The organism is Phenylobacterium sp. 58.2.17 (assembly GCF_026411515.1).
Classification (GTDB): domain Bacteria; phylum Pseudomonadota; class Alphaproteobacteria; order Caulobacterales; family Caulobacteraceae; genus Phenylobacterium.
Map to the genome: position 1 here is coordinate 16391 of NZ_JAPMTQ010000012.1, position 13002 is coordinate 29392.

General features: G+C 69.0%; 15 protein-coding genes. 13 read left to right on the forward strand and 2 right to left on the reverse strand.

The features are described from left to right. Window positions 1–13 precede the first annotated feature (13 nt). The 9 genes from OUA97_RS10330 (at window position 14) to OUA97_RS10370 (ending at window position 7251) form a co-directional block, all read left to right on the forward strand. Window positions 14–472, forward strand: a complete 459-nt coding sequence (locus tag OUA97_RS10330) for a VOC family protein (protein WP_267231804.1) — start codon at window positions 14–16, stop codon at window positions 470–472. Between the two features lie 20 nt (window positions 473–492). Then, on the forward strand, window positions 493–939 hold the full coding sequence (locus OUA97_RS10335; protein WP_267231805.1) for a VOC family protein: 447 nt from the start codon (window positions 493–495) through the stop codon (window positions 937–939). After that, window positions 936–1268, forward strand: a complete 333-nt coding sequence (locus OUA97_RS10340) for an ArsR/SmtB family transcription factor (protein WP_267231806.1) — start codon at window positions 936–938, stop codon at window positions 1266–1268. The genes OUA97_RS10335 and OUA97_RS10340 overlap by 4 nt, the downstream gene beginning before the upstream one ends. After that, on the forward strand, window positions 1265–1729 hold the full coding sequence (locus OUA97_RS10345; RefSeq protein ID WP_267231807.1) for an SRPBCC family protein: 465 nt from the start codon (window positions 1265–1267) through the stop codon (window positions 1727–1729). Before OUA97_RS10340 ends, OUA97_RS10345 begins: the two co-directional genes overlap by 4 nt. A gap of 60 nt (window positions 1730–1789) precedes the next feature. Beyond that, entirely contained in the window at window positions 1790–3055 is a 1266-nt protein-coding gene (locus OUA97_RS10350; RefSeq protein ID WP_267231808.1) for a TCR/Tet family MFS transporter, read from the forward strand. A 98-nt stretch (window positions 3056–3153) separates the two neighbouring features. After that, window positions 3154–4569, forward strand: a complete 1416-nt coding sequence (locus OUA97_RS10355; RefSeq protein WP_267231809.1) for a Do family serine endopeptidase — start codon at window positions 3154–3156, stop codon at window positions 4567–4569. 63 nt (window positions 4570–4632) lie between these two features. Then, complete coding sequence (locus OUA97_RS10360) at window positions 4633–5934, forward strand: replication-associated recombination protein A (RefSeq protein ID WP_267231810.1); 1302 nt, start codon at window positions 4633–4635, stop codon at window positions 5932–5934. Continuing rightward, window positions 5931–6707 carry an RluA family pseudouridine synthase gene (locus OUA97_RS10365; protein ID WP_267231811.1) on the forward strand — a complete coding sequence of 259 codons (777 nt, stop codon included), beginning with the start codon at window positions 5931–5933 and terminating at the stop codon, window positions 6705–6707. Before OUA97_RS10360 ends, OUA97_RS10365 begins: the two co-directional genes overlap by 4 nt. A 49-nt stretch (window positions 6708–6756) precedes the next feature. Beyond that, the gene (locus OUA97_RS10370) at window positions 6757–7251 is read left to right on the forward strand and encodes a CC0125/CC1285 family lipoprotein (RefSeq protein ID WP_267231812.1); all 495 of its coding nucleotides are present in this window, start codon (window positions 6757–6759) and stop codon (window positions 7249–7251) included. Here OUA97_RS10370 and OUA97_RS10375 read toward each other — a convergent pair. Beyond that, complete coding sequence (locus OUA97_RS10375; RefSeq protein ID WP_267231813.1) at window positions 7248–8021, reverse strand: hypothetical protein; 774 nt, start codon at window positions 8019–8021, stop codon at window positions 7248–7250. The two genes, OUA97_RS10370 and OUA97_RS10375, sit on opposite strands and share 4 nt — an antisense overlap. A gap of 110 nt (window positions 8022–8131) precedes the next feature. Between OUA97_RS10375 and crcB the strand changes: the two genes are divergently transcribed. Further along, complete coding sequence (gene crcB / locus OUA97_RS10380) at window positions 8132–8515, forward strand: fluoride efflux transporter CrcB (protein ID WP_267231814.1); 384 nt, start codon at window positions 8132–8134, stop codon at window positions 8513–8515. After that, window positions 8512–9498 (forward strand): RluA family pseudouridine synthase, encoded by a 987-nt coding sequence (locus OUA97_RS10385; RefSeq protein ID WP_267231815.1) that lies wholly within the window; start codon window positions 8512–8514, stop codon window positions 9496–9498. Before crcB ends, OUA97_RS10385 begins: the two co-directional genes overlap by 4 nt. Here OUA97_RS10385 and OUA97_RS10390 read toward each other — a convergent pair. After that, window positions 9495–10583 carry a winged helix DNA-binding domain-containing protein gene (locus OUA97_RS10390; protein ID WP_267231816.1) on the reverse strand — a complete coding sequence of 363 codons (1089 nt, stop codon included), beginning with the start codon at window positions 10581–10583 and terminating at the stop codon, window positions 9495–9497. The genes OUA97_RS10385 and OUA97_RS10390 overlap by 4 nt on opposite strands. 80 nt (window positions 10584–10663) lie before the next feature. On the opposite strand from OUA97_RS10390, the gene OUA97_RS10395 reads away from it, so the two are divergent. Together OUA97_RS10395 and OUA97_RS10400 are read left to right on the forward strand one after the other, a co-directional pair. Continuing rightward, window positions 10664–11389 (forward strand): ATP12 family chaperone protein, encoded by a 726-nt coding sequence (locus tag OUA97_RS10395; RefSeq protein WP_267231817.1) that lies wholly within the window; start codon window positions 10664–10666, stop codon window positions 11387–11389. Window positions 11390–11458: 69 nt separating this feature from the next. Further along, on the forward strand, window positions 11459–12991 hold the full coding sequence (locus OUA97_RS10400; protein WP_267231818.1) for an acyl-CoA carboxylase subunit beta: 1533 nt from the start codon (window positions 11459–11461) through the stop codon (window positions 12989–12991). The last annotated feature ends 11 nt before the right edge of the window (window positions 12992–13002 follow it).

The following is a 13002-nucleotide window of genomic DNA, read 5'->3' on the forward strand; positions in this document are numbered from 1 at the left end:
ATGGAGGCGTGACATGGACGACCGTCCGAGGCTTCCCACGATTGGGCCGCTGCTCTGGTACCAGGATGCGATGGGCGCCATCGCTTGGCTCGAACGGGCGTTCGGGTTCGAGGCCGGCATGGTCGTTGAGGACGGGCAGGGCGGCGTCATCCACTCCGAACTCTGGCTGCTTGGCGGCTATGTGATGGTGGTCGGACCGCCTCGCGGCGACGGCGCGGTCAGTCCGGCCACGTTCGGCGGGCGCTCGACCCAGTCGGTGCACGTCCAGCTGCAGTCGGGTCTCGACGAGCTCTGCGCCCGCGCGCGCGCAGCCGGGGCGAAGATCGAGCGGGAACCCGCCGACCAGCCCTATGGCGACCGTGTCTTCACCTGTCGCGATGTGGAGGACCACCCGTGGTCCTTCGGCCAGACGGTCCAGGAGTTGTCCGTCGCGCAGATGGAGCAGGCCACCGGCCACAAGATCAAAGCCTGACTCGCCCAGAGGAGAACGCCATGTCCGCAGGTTTCCGTTCCGCGTTGTTCTACCAGGACCCGAAGGCGGCCCTGGCCTGGCTCGAAGAGGCCTTCGGCTTCGAGCTCGTCATGCTGCTGGAGGATGCCGACGGCAACGTCGCCCACTCCCAGATGGAGTTCGGCGACAGCTATGTAATGATCGGCCAGGAATGGAGCGCCGATCACAAGAGCCCCAAGTCCGTGGGCGGCAAGAACACCCAGACGGTCCACGTGCAGATCGACAGCGACGTCGACGCCCACTTCGCGCGGGCCAAGGCCGCCGGAGCGGAGATCATGGCCGAGCCGGAGACGCAATTCTACGGCGACCGAACCTATCGCTGCCGCGATCCCGAGGGACACATCTGGACCGTGTCGCAGACTGTGGCCAGCGTAAGCCGCGAGGAAGCAGAGGCCGCGAGCGGTCTTAAGATCACCGGCTGGCGATGAGTGCAGCGCGCAAGCTTGATACGACCCTGGCGGCGCTGGCTGATCCCGCCCGCCGCCGGGTGGTCGACCTGCTGGTGCGGGGGCCCCGTGCGGCTGGCGAGCTGGCCCGCGAACTCGGGGTGTCGGCTCCGACCATGAGCCGACACCTGCGCGCCCTGCGCGAGGGCGGGCTGGTGGAGGAAAGCCATCCGCAGTTCGACGCCCGCGTCCGGATCTACGCCTTGAGGCCCGAGCCGATGGTTCATCTGCTGCAATGGCTGGAGGAGAGCGAGCGGCTGTGGAGCGAGCAGCTGGCCGCCTTCAAGGCTCATGTCGAGACGACCCCGTGACCTCGAAGGTCTATGTCGCCCTGCGGGTGAAGGCTTCGCCCGAGCGGGCCTTCTCCGCCTTCGTCGGCGAGATCGGCGCTTGGTGGCGGCCCAACGGCCTCTTCCAGACCACGCCGCGCGCGCCGGGCGTGCTGGCGTTCGAAGCCAGGGAGGGCGGGCGCCTGACCGAGACCCTGGAAAGCGGCAAGGTGTTCGAGATCGGCCGCATCCTGGTCTGGGAACCGCCGGCGCGCCTGGTCTTCTCTTGGCGGCAGGCGAACTTCCCACCGGATCTGCACACCCAAGTCGAGGTGCGCTTTGAGGCGGTCGGCGAAGAAACACGGGTCAGCGTCGAGCACCGCGGCTTCGACCAGGTGCCGGAAGGCGCGGCCCGCCACGGATTCCCGGACGAAGTGCTGCTGATGCGGTTGGCTGAATGGTGGCGCGCGCTGCTGACATCCTACCGCGACACGTCGGCCTAAGACGGCGAACGTGGTAGTTCAGGAACGGAAGCGGCCCGCAGCGGCCGAACGGAGGAAATCATGACCGAGCGTGCTCCGAGCGCCTCCGGCGGCGACGACAAACGCTGGGCGGGCGCCTTCCGCTTCATCTTCGCGGCGGCGGTGATCAACGCGGTCTCCTTCGGGATCATGATCCCTGTGCTGCCGAACCTGATCAAGGAGTTCACCGGCGGCGACACGGCTGCGGCGTCGGAATGGAACGTGCTGTTCGGCGCGGTCTGGGGCGTCATGCAGCTGTTCTGCGGGCCGATCCTCGGCATGATGTCTGACCGCTACGGCCGCCGGCCGATCCTGCTGGTGTCGCTGGGTGGTCTGGCGATCGACTTCCTGTTCATGGCCCTGGCCCCCAGCCTGATGTGGCTGTTCGTCGGGCGTGTGATCAACGGCCTGACCGCGGCCAGTTTCTCGACCGCCAACGCCTACGTCGCCGACGTCACCCCGCCGGACAAGCGCGCCAAGGCGTATGGCTGGATGGGCTCGGCCTTTTCGTTCGGCTTCCTGGTCGGGCCGGCCCTGGGCGGTTTTCTGGGCGATATCGACCTGCGCCTGCCGTTCTTCGTCGCCGCGGCGCTGACCACGGTGAACTGGCTCTACGGCTTCTTTATCCTGCCGGAATCGCTGCCGCCCGAGAAGCGCGTCGCCAAATTCGACTGGAAGCGCGCCAACCCGGTCGGGTCGCTCAGCTTCCTGCGCTCGCACAACGAACTGCTGGGGCTCGCCTCCATCGGCTTCCTGTTCCAGCTGGCCCACACCGTGCTGCCGGCGATCTTCGTGCTCTATACCGGCTATCGCTACGGCTGGACGCCCGGTTTCATGGGCCTGACCATGATGGCCACGGGGCTGGCCGGGGTGATCGTCCAGACCCTGCTCGTCGGGCCGGTCGTCGCGCGGATCGGCGAACGCGGGGCCCTGCTGCTGGGCGCGGCCGCCGGTGCGGCCGGCTTCGCCATCTACGGCATGGCGCAGACCGGCTGGGCCTACATGCTGGGCGTGCCGGTCTTCGCGCTGATGAACTTCCTGATGCCGGGCCTGCAGGGGCTGATGACCCGACGGGTCGAGCCCTCGGCGCAAGGCCAGCTGCAGGGTGCGAACCAGGCGCTGCAAGGCATCGCCTCGGTCATCGGACCCATCGTTTTCGGCATGACCTTCGCCTGGTCGATCCGTCACGACGGCGTGATGCATCAGCCGGGACTGGCGATCTATCTGGCCTCGGCGCTGCTGATCGCGGCCCTGCTACTGTCGCTGCGAGTGGGGCGAGTTCCCAAGGCCGCGGCCGCAGGCGCCTGAGACCCGTTTCGGATCACGACGGCGCAGCCTAGATATTCGCCATCATTGCGCCCGAAACCTCCGCAGAGTGCGGGCCCGAGACGATACCTGGAGACTCTATGCGCGCCTATCGCGTCCTGATCCCCGCCCTGGCCCTGCTGGCCGCCTGTTCCGACCCTGCAGCCAAATCCAACGCCCAGAGCCCGCCGCTGGCCCAGCCGACGCGGGCCGCGCCTGGCGACGCCCTGACGATGAAGTCGTCGTTCGCGCCGGTCGTAAAGCGAGCGGCCCCGGCCGTGGTCAACATCTCGTCCAAGCGCCTGGTGCGTCAGCGGGCCGACCCGTTTTGGGAGATGTTCGGCATGGGCGCCCCGCGCGAGCGGATCCAGGGCTCGCTGGGCTCGGGCGTCATTGTCCGCGCCGACGGCATCGTGGTGACCAACAACCACGTCGTGGAGGGCGGGCAGGAGATCACCGTCGCCCTGGCCGACCGGCGTGAGTACGCCGCCCGCGTGCTGCTGGCCGACCCGCGCACCGACCTCGCCGTGCTGAAGATCGATGTCGGGAACGAGCGCCTGCCGATCCTGGCGATCGACGACTCGGGCGAGGCGCAGGTCGGCGACCTGGTGCTGGCCATCGGCGACCCCTTCGGCGTCGGCCAGACGGTGACCAACGGCATCATCTCGGCCCTGAACCGCACCGCCGACCCCAACGGCGATGCCTCCAACGCCTATATCCAGACCGACGCGGCGATCAATCCGGGCAATTCCGGCGGCGCCCTGGTCGACATGGACGGCGACCTGATTGGGGTGAACAGCTTCATCCTGTCGCGCTCGGGGACTTCGTCGGGCGTCGGGTTCGCGGTGCCGGCCGCCATCGTCAAGCGCGTGGTCGAGACCGCTGCTGGCGGCGGCCAGGCGGTCGTGCGCCCCTGGCTCGGCGCGCGCACCCAGACGGTCACCGCCGAACTGGCCCGCAGCATGGGCATGAGCGTGCCGCAAGGCGCGCTGGTCGCTGACATCTGGCCGAACGGCCCGGCCGCGCGCGCGGGCCTGCGTCAGGGCGACGTCATCGTCTCGGTCGAGGGCCGCCCGGCGGTCGATGCGGCGGCGGTGTCCTACGCCATCTCCTCGCGGCGTCCAGGCGACAGCGTCAAGCTGGGCGTGCGTCGGGGCGCCAGCGAGCAGATCCTGACGCTGCGGGCAGAGGCTCCGCCCGCGACCCCGGCCAAGGACGAGCAGGTGATCTCCGGCCGCAATCCGTTCGACGGGGCGACGGTCGTCAACCTGTCGCCGGCGGTGGCCGAGGAACTGGGCATCGATCCGTTCGCTGGCCGCGGCGTGCTGGTGACCAACATCTCCCGCGGTTTTGCGATGAACGCCGGACTGCGTCCGGGCGACCTGGTCCGCCGGGTCAACGGCCGCGAAATCGGCAGCGTCCGCGAGCTGGCCGGGGTGCTCGGCGGCGGCGGCGGCCAGTGGCAGGTGACCATCGAGCGCAACGGCCAGGAGATCACCGCCAACTTCCGGACCTGACGGATGAGGGCGGCGTTCGGCGCCGCTCTCGCTCCGATCCGCGAAGGGCGGTAGAAGGCGCCTATGGCCGATCTCTTCGAAGCAGCCGGGCTGACGCCGCACGCGCCGTCGCCGCTCGCCGACCGCCTGCGTCCGCAGCGGCTGGGCGAGGTGGTGGGGCAGGACCATCTGCTCGGTCCCGAGGGACCGATCGGCCGCATGGCTGAGGCCAAGCGGCTGTCTTCGATGATCCTTTGGGGGCCGCCCGGCACCGGCAAGACCACCATCGCCCGCCTGCTGGCCAAGGAGGCTGGCTACGAGTTTCAGCAGATCTCGGCGGTGTTTTCCGGCGTCGCGGACCTGAAGAAGGCGTTCGAGCAGGCGCGGATGCGCCGGGCCGCCGGCCAGTCCACCCTGCTGTTCGTCGACGAGATTCACCGCTTCAACCGCGCCCAGCAGGACGGTTTCCTGCCCTTCGTGGAGGAGGGGATCGTCACCCTGGTGGGGGCCACCACCGAAAACCCGTCGTTCGAACTGAACGGGGCGCTTCTGTCGCGCTCTCAGGTCTACGTCCTAAAGCGGCTCGACGACGAGGCGCTGGAGTCGCTTCTGGTCAAGGCCGAGGCCCACGAGCAAAGGCCGCTGTCGCTGGAACCCGAGGCGCGCCAGGCCTTGGTCGCCATGGCTGACGGCGATGGCCGCTATCTGCTGACCCTGACCGAGACGCTGTTCAACATCGGCGCGGCGAAGCCGTTGTCGATCAAGGATCTGGGGCAGATCCTTCAGAAGCGCAGCCCGGCCTACGACAAGGACCGCGAAGAGCACTACAACCTGATCTCGGCTCTGCATAAGTCGGTTCGCGGCTCAGACCCCGACGCGGCGCTCTACTGGCTGGCGCGGATGCTGGGCGGCGGGGAGGACCCGCTGTTCATCGCGCGGCGTCTGATCCGCATGGCGGTCGAGGACATCGGCGAAGCCGACCCCATGGCGCTGGTCCTGGCCAACGCCGCCAAGGACACCTACGACTTCCTCGGCAGCCCCGAGGGCGAACTGGCCCTGGCCCAGGTGGTGGTGCACCTGGCGGCCGCGCCGAAGTCGAACGCCGTCTACACCGCCTTCAAGGCCGCCCAGCGGGCCGCCAGGGAGACCGGCTCGCTGATGCCGCCGGCCCATATCCGCAACGCCCCGACCAAGCTGATGAAGGACCTCGGCTACGGCAAGGGCTACGCCTACGACCACGACGTCGAGGGCGGCTTTTCGGGGCAGAACTACTTCCCGGACGGCATGGACCGGCAGCGCTTCTACGAGCCCAAGGAGGTCGGCGTCGAGGCGCGGATCAAGGAGCGCCTGGAGCGTTGGGCCGAACAGCGGATCCGCCGTAAGTGAAGCCGCGTACACCGCCGAAGGTGAAGGCCCAGCCCAAGCCTGTTGTCCTGACCGCCGATGAGATCGCCCTGGTCCGCAGCCTGGTGATCTACGAGGACGCCGACATCATGGCGCTCAACAAGCCGTCCGGCCTCTCCAGCCAGGGCGGGCGCGGGCAGGTCAACACCCTGGACGAACTGCTGTGGGCCTTCGCCAAGCCGGGCAAGGCGCGGCCGCGACTGATCCACCGGCTCGACCGCGACACGTCCGGGGTGATCCTGACGGCCAAGACCAAGCCGGCGGCGAGCTTCCTGGGCAAGCACATGATGGGGCGGCGTTTCGCCAAGACCTATCAGGCCATCGTCACCCCGGGCCCGCCGGAGCCGGCCGGCGGCGTGATCGAGGCGGCCCTGCGTCGCGAGGAGGCCGGGCGCGAGGCCTATATGCGCGTCTGCGCACCCGATCATCCGGACGCCGAGACCGCTCTGACCCGCTATCGGACGCTGGCCAAGGGCGCGGGGGCCGCGCTGGTCGAGGCCAACCCGCAGACTGGTCGGATGCACCAGATCCGCGTGCACCTGGCCTCGATCGGCCGGCCGATCGCGGGGGATGCGCGCTACGGCGGCGCGTTGATGGCCGGCGGTCATCCAGTGCCGCGGTTGATGCTTCACGCCGCAGCGCTGAGCTTTCCGCATCCGGCGGGCGGAACCAAGACCATCGCCGCCGAGATGCCGGCCGACATGCAGTCGCTGATCGAGGCGCTGGGCCTGGCCGGGAACGTCGCGCAGGCTTGACCGTTAGCCAGGATGCCGTGCGAACGGCGCCATTGGCGAGGTCCCCCGCATGCGACGCCTGACAACGATCATTGTGTTCTGCGCCGCGCTCGGCGCCTGCGCCACCGCGCCGACGGTCTATGGGCCGGCGAACCGCGCCCAGGGCGTCGGCTTCTCGGAGATGCGCATCGAGCCAGGACGGTACCGGGTGACGTTCCGCGGCGGGCCGGGAGCGCCGATCGCCCAGGTCTCCGATTTCGCGCTGCTGCGGGCCGCGGAACTGACCCTGGCCGACGGCTACGACTGGTTCCGGGTGGTGGACCGCTATGTCGCCCAGAGTGGTAGCGACAGCGGGCCGCGGGTGTCGGTGGGCGCAGGCGGCGGCAGCGGCGGCTACAGCAGCGGCGTGGGCGTGGGCGTCGGCACCAGCTTCAACCTGGGCGGCGGCCCGGCCCTGACCCAGACCATCGAGGTGATCATGGGGCGCGGCGCGCCGCCGCCTTCGGCGACCGGTCAGGTCTACAACGCCGAGGACGTCCGGCGCACGATCGGCGGGCGTCTCTAACCTCGAGCGTTTTGCGTGTCCTGGGCGCGGGTCGCCACGTGCGTGAAGCCCGCGACTTCGGCCACGTCGGAGAAGCCTTCCGAGGGGAGGCCCTGAGCGATCAGAAGTGGGGCCAGGCCCTGAATCTGTTCGCCGACCTCCAGCAAGGCGGCGGCGACATCGCTGTCGGTTCCGGCCACATCTCCGGCGTCGAACGCGAGGGCCTGCAGCCGCACGTCCTTGAAGGGCGCGGCGGCCTCACGACCGGGCTGCAGGCGGCCGAAGACCCCTTTGCACATCGCGCCGAGCAGGCTGGCGACTTCGTTCAGTCGGCCCGGCGGGGTGCCGCGGTTGATCTCGGTGACCTCGACGATGACGCGCGTCTTCAGCGCCTGCGCCGAGCCGTGAACGGCCTCGGGCAGGCTGGCGCGGCCGCGGCGTCCCGCCAGGGTGCGGAACGACTGGGGGATGATCAGCGGGAGCTTGGCTTCGGCCTCCGACGGCCGCAGGCGGCTGGCGAAGTCGAGCGTGGCGCGGTCGATGGCCTCGACGTCGCTGTCGGTCAGGCGGCCATAGGCCCAGGTCGGGATGATGACGCTGGTCTTCACGTGGCGGACCACGGGGCGGATCCGCAGCGCGGCGGTGGCGGCGTGGCGCAGGCTGACCAGTTCCTCGATCGAATAATCGAGGGCGAGAATCCGACGCTCGCTGGTGGCGAAGGTCCAGGGCGGCAGGCCTTCGGAAGGTCCTACCCTGACCTCAACTCCGCTCTCGCCCGCCACGCCCGTCATCCAGCAATCCGATTGGGCTGGGACCATGCCGGTACGGCCTTAACGCGTCGTGACGCGGTGCGATTAACCGCCCGTTTGCGCGGGAGGCCCAGCGCGTCGCATAAGAGCGCATGGAAAAGGTGTTACTGGTGGCCGTTGGGGGCGCCGTCGGCGCGGTGGCCCGCTACGCCCTTGGCGTTCAGGCGCTCAGGCTATGGGGACCGAACTGGCCGTTCGGGACCTTCGTCGCGAACGTGTCGGGCGGCTTGCTGATGGGCGTGTTGGCGGGCTATCTCGCCCATCGCGGCGGCGCCGATCAGGAAAAGCTGCGCGTCCTGCTGGGCGTCGGCGTCCTCGGCGGCTTCACGACCTTTTCGGCGTTCTCGCTGGAGGTCGCGTTGATGGTTGAGCGCCGCACCTATGGCCAGGCCTTCACCTATGCGACGGCCTCGGTCTTACTCTCGATGAGCGCGCTGTTCGTCGGTCTGCTTTTGGCCCGGAGGGCGTTCGCGTGAGAGAAGTTCGCAACATCGCCGTCGATCCGGGCGAAGACGGCGTGCGGCTGGACCGCTGGTTCCGGCGCCGCTGGCCGCACGTGTCGCAAATCCAGATCCAGAAGCTCGCCCGCTCGGGCCAGATCCGCGTCGACGGCGCGCGCGCCAAGCCCGACCAGCGTCTCGCCGCCGGCGAGATGATCCGCGTGCCGCCGCTGCCGGATGCCCCCAAGCCTGGCGACAAGCCCGGCCTCGACCCGCGCGACATCGCCTACGCCAAGTCGCTGGTGATCTATGAGGACGAGGAAGTTCTGGTGATCAACAAGCCGTCGGGCCTGGCGGTCCAGGGCGGCACCAAGACAACCAAGCACGTCGACCGCCTGCTCAGCGCCTGGGGCGAGGGGCTGGAGCGCCCGCGCCTGGTCCACCGGCTGGACCGCGACACCTCCGGCGTGCTGGTGCTCGGCAAGACGCCCGGCGCGGCCGCCAAGCTGTCGGGGGCCTTTGCGCGTCGCCGCGCCGAGAAGACCTATTGGGCGCTGGTCATCGGCAATCCGAAGCCCTCGGAAGGGGTGATGGAGCTGCACCTGGTCAAGAAGGGTGTCGGCGACCGCGAGATGGTGGTGCCGGCCGATCCGAAGGACCCCAACGCCGATCCTGCCGAGACCGAGTTCGTGACCGTCAGCCGCGCCGCGCACCGTGTGGCCTGGATGGCGCTGCGGCCGCATACCGGACGGACCCACCAGTTGCGCGCGCACATGCTGGCCATGGGCCATCCGATCCTGGGCGATCCCAAGTACAAGACCGACGCCTCGGCCGAGCTTTCCGGGAACCTGAAGCTGCAGTTGCACGCCCGGCGGCTGACCCTGCCGCATCCCTCGCGCGGCACGCTGATCCTGGAAGCGCCGATCAGCAAGGAGCTGAAGGAAGGCTTCAACCGCTTCGGCTTCGACGAGCATGAGGCCGATCCCGAACCCTTCAAGGCCCGCCGGCGCCGGCACTAGGTTTCGAAGGCGACGTCCGGCCTGGCGTCCGGCGCCAGGAACGCGGCGGCGGACAAGGCCTCGATCTCGATGGCTTTACGGTCCTTGGCCGCCAGTTTGTCGAACAGGCGCACGCTGACGGCGACGGATTTCTTCTTGGTCTCGATCCGCCAGGTCCCGGCGACGACGCCGTCGACCAGCACCATGGCCGGGATCAGGCCGTTCTTGCTGGCCATCAGCGGCGCGTGCTCGGGGCGGATGATCCCGGTGCGGTCGGCGCGGCAGAGTACGGCGCCGTCGAAGTCGGCCAGCAGCCGGACCGGGGCGGGAGTGTCGCCAGGAATACGCGCGGCGTCCTTCAGGTCGTAGAGCTTGCGGCCGCGCTCGTCCCTGAAGGTTGCGAGTTCATCGCCCAGGGCCTCGAACGTGGCCGCCGCCGCCTTTAGCCCCGACCAAGCCGAAAAGTCCGCCGGCAGCGACGGGCCGTGGGCGGCGAGGTAGCGGCGCGCCAGGGCCTGGGGGTGCGGCTCCTCGCGCTCGTCGCGCCCCAGCCAGGTCTTGGCCAGGGTAAAGTCGCCGCCGGGCTCGTGACCGAACGGGGCGTTGGACGAGGCCTGCACCAGCGGCAGGAACATTCGAGTGGCGTAGGCGAGCGGCCGCACCGGATCGAAGCCCTTCGCCTCCAGCACCTGACGCACGCTCTCGAAGTCCTTCGGTTCGGGCGCGAAATGCTCGCGGCCGATGGCCAGAACCGCGTCGAGCAGATCCTGCGTCGGCTTCAGCCCCCATGGCAGGGTGACGTCGCGCGAGGGCATGACGGTGGTCCGGAAGGCCAGCACGTCCTCGGCGCTGGCCAGATGCAGCGTGCCGCGCATCAGGGTCGAGCGGACCACCCGGCGGGCCTGGATGGCGTCCAGCAGGTCCTGACGCCGGAAGTCCCGCAGCCGCGCCCACAGGCCCAGGAACGGCGCCCGCGGCAGCTGCGCCTGCATTGCGAACAGTCGCTCCAGCGCCGCGACCGGATCGAGCGCCTGCCGCTCCAGCAGCATCTGCCGGTCCAGCAGGATGCGGTTGAGGTCGCGCGGGCCAAGGATGGTGTCGCTCATGCGCCAAGGATCGCCGACCCGCCCCAGCTTGCGCAATCGCCGCGGGGGCGTCATTGCACCCCTGAGCTAAGGAGATACGCGTGCAGAAGGGCTTCAAAGAGCCGGGCGAGAAGCCCAAGCGGTTCTACAAGGACGTCTCGGTGGTGGCCGAGGACGGCGCCTTCTCGGTCAAGCTGGACGGCCGCAACGTCCGCTCGCCCAAGGGCGGCAAGCTGTCGGTCCCGACCAAGGCCCTGGCCGAAATGGTCGCCGCTGAATGGGACGCGCAGGGTAAGCACATCGAGATCGCGGCCATGCACATCACGCGTCTGGCCTTCACCGCCACCGAGGCGATTCCCCAGGCTCGCGATGCCACCGCCAGCCAGATCGCCCAGTACGCCGCCTCGGACCTGCTCTGCTATTTCTCGGAGAGCGGCAACAGTCTCTATGATCGGCAGGTCGCCGGCTGGGAGCCGGTGCTGCGCCGGGCCGAGCACGAACTGGCCTTGGTGTTCCGCCGCGCCACCGGGATCGTCCACGCCGAGCAGCCGGAAGCGACCCTGGACACGGTCAAGGCGCTGGCCCTGAACCTCGACGACTTCGCCCTGACCGGGGTGGCGTTCGGCACGCCGCTGTTCGGGTCGGCGGTGCTGGCGCTGTCGCTGCAACGCGGCTGGCTGACGGGCGAGGAAGCCTGGACGCTCTCGCGCATCGACGAGGCCTATCAGGAAGAAAAATGGGGCGTGGACGAGGAGGCGGCTGAGCGTACGGCCCGCCTGCTGGAGGAGGCGCGCATGCTCGAGAGCTGGTTCAAGGCCCTCGCCTGAGGCGGCTGCGCGGTTGCCAGAGCCGGATCGTCCGACTACGCCTTGAACCTTGGCGTGGGAGGCCGATGCGTGAAGCACATCCTTGAAGAGCTTGAGAAGCGCCGTGGGGAGGCGCGTCTTGGCGGTGGCGAGCGGCGTATCGCGAGCCAGCACGGCAAGGGCAAGTTGACGGCGCGCGAGCGGCTCGAGCTGCTGCTGGACGAGGGCTCGTTCGAAGAGTTCGACATGTTCGTCGAGCACCGGGCGGTGGACTTCGGGATGGCCGACAACCGGGTGCCGGGCGACGGGGTGGTGACCGGCTGGGGCAAGATCAACGGCCGGCTGGTGTTCGTGTTCTCCAAGGACTTCACGGTGTTCGGCGGCAGCCTGTCGAACGCCCACGCCCGCAAGATCGTCAAGGTGCAGGAGCAGGCGCTGAAGGTCGGAGCCCCGATCATCGGCCTGTTCGACGCCGGCGGGGCGCGCATCCAGGAGGGGGTCGACGGCCTGGCCGGCTATGCCGACATCTTCCTGCAGAACACCCTGGCCTCGGGGGTGATCCCGCAGATCAGCGTGATCATGGGCCCCTGCGCCGGCGGCGACGTCTATTCGCCGGCGATCACCGACTTCATCTTCATGGTGAAGGACACCTCCTACATGTACGTGACCGGTCCGGACGTGGTGAAGACCGTCACCCACGAGGAGGTCACCCACGAGGAGCTCGGCGGCTACCGGGTGCACGCCATCAAGTCGGGGGTCGCCGACGGGGCGTTCGAGAACGACCTGGAGGCGCTGACCCAGGTGCGCCGGCTGGTCGACTTCCTGCCGCTCTCCAACCGCCAGAAGCCGCCGGTGCGCGAGAGCTTCGATGCGCCCGACCGACTGGAGCCCTCGCTCGACAGCCTGGTGCCGGCCAATCCGAACAAGCCCTACGACATGAAGGAGCTGATCCTCAAAGTCGTCGACGAGGCCGACTTCTTCGAGATCAGCCCGGAGTTCGCCAAGAACATCATCTGCGGCTTCGGCCGCATCGAGGAGGCCACCGTCGGCATCGTCGCCAACCAGCCGCAGGTGCTGGCCGGGGTGCTCGACATCGACTCCTCGCGCAAGGCCGCCCGCTTCGTGCGCTTCTGCGACGCCTTCGAGATCCCGCTGGTCACCTTCGTCGACGTGCCCGGCTTCATGCCCGGCACCAAGCAGGAGCAGGGCGGGCTGATCCGCCACGGGGCCAAGCTGCTGTTCGCCTACGCCGAGGCCACCGTGCCCAAGGTCACCCTGATCACCCGCAAGGCCTATGGAGGGGCCTATGACGTGATGAGCTCCAAGCACATCCGCGGCGATCTCAACTACGCCTGGCCCTCGGCCGAGATCGCGGTGATGGGCTCCAAGGGCGCAGTCGAGATCATCTTCCGCTCCGAGATCGGCGACCCCGAGGCCATCGCCGCCAGAGAGGCCGAGTACAAGGAGCGCTTCGCCAATCCGTTCGTCGCCGCTTCCCGCGGCTACATCGACGATGTCATCATGCCCCACTCCACACGCCGGCGCATCGCCGGCGCGCTCAAGAACCTCAGGGGCAAGCAGCTCGCCAACCCCTGGAAAAAACACGACAACATCCCGCTGTAGGAGCTGCTCCC

What these genes read in the sequence shown, in the direction of transcription:
- OUA97_RS10335 (WP_267231805.1), top strand. Translation starts at nt 493, where the DNA reads ATGTCCGCAGGTTTCCGTTCCGCGTTGTTCTACCAGGACCCGAAGGCG.
- crcB (WP_267231814.1), top strand. Translation starts at nt 8,132, where the DNA reads ATGGAAAAGGTGTTACTGGTGGCCGTTGGGGGCGCCGTCGGCGCGGTG.
- OUA97_RS10330 (WP_267231804.1), top strand. Translation starts at nt 14, where the DNA reads ATGGACGACCGTCCGAGGCTTCCCACGATTGGGCCGCTGCTCTGGTAC.
- OUA97_RS10375 (WP_267231813.1), bottom strand. Translation starts at nt 8,021, where the DNA reads ATGACGGGCGTGGCGGGCGAGAGCGGAGTTGAGGTCAGGGTAGGACCT.
- OUA97_RS10350 (WP_267231808.1), top strand. Translation starts at nt 1,790, where the DNA reads ATGACCGAGCGTGCTCCGAGCGCCTCCGGCGGCGACGACAAACGCTGG.
- OUA97_RS10340 (WP_267231806.1), top strand. Translation starts at nt 936, where the DNA reads ATGAGTGCAGCGCGCAAGCTTGATACGACCCTGGCGGCGCTGGCTGAT.
- OUA97_RS10390 (WP_267231816.1), bottom strand. Translation starts at nt 10,583, where the DNA reads ATGAGCGACACCATCCTTGGCCCGCGCGACCTCAACCGCATCCTGCTG.
- OUA97_RS10360 (WP_267231810.1), top strand. Translation starts at nt 4,633, where the DNA reads ATGGCCGATCTCTTCGAAGCAGCCGGGCTGACGCCGCACGCGCCGTCG.
- OUA97_RS10370 (WP_267231812.1), top strand. Translation starts at nt 6,757, where the DNA reads ATGCGACGCCTGACAACGATCATTGTGTTCTGCGCCGCGCTCGGCGCC.
- OUA97_RS10355 (WP_267231809.1), top strand. Translation starts at nt 3,154, where the DNA reads ATGCGCGCCTATCGCGTCCTGATCCCCGCCCTGGCCCTGCTGGCCGCC.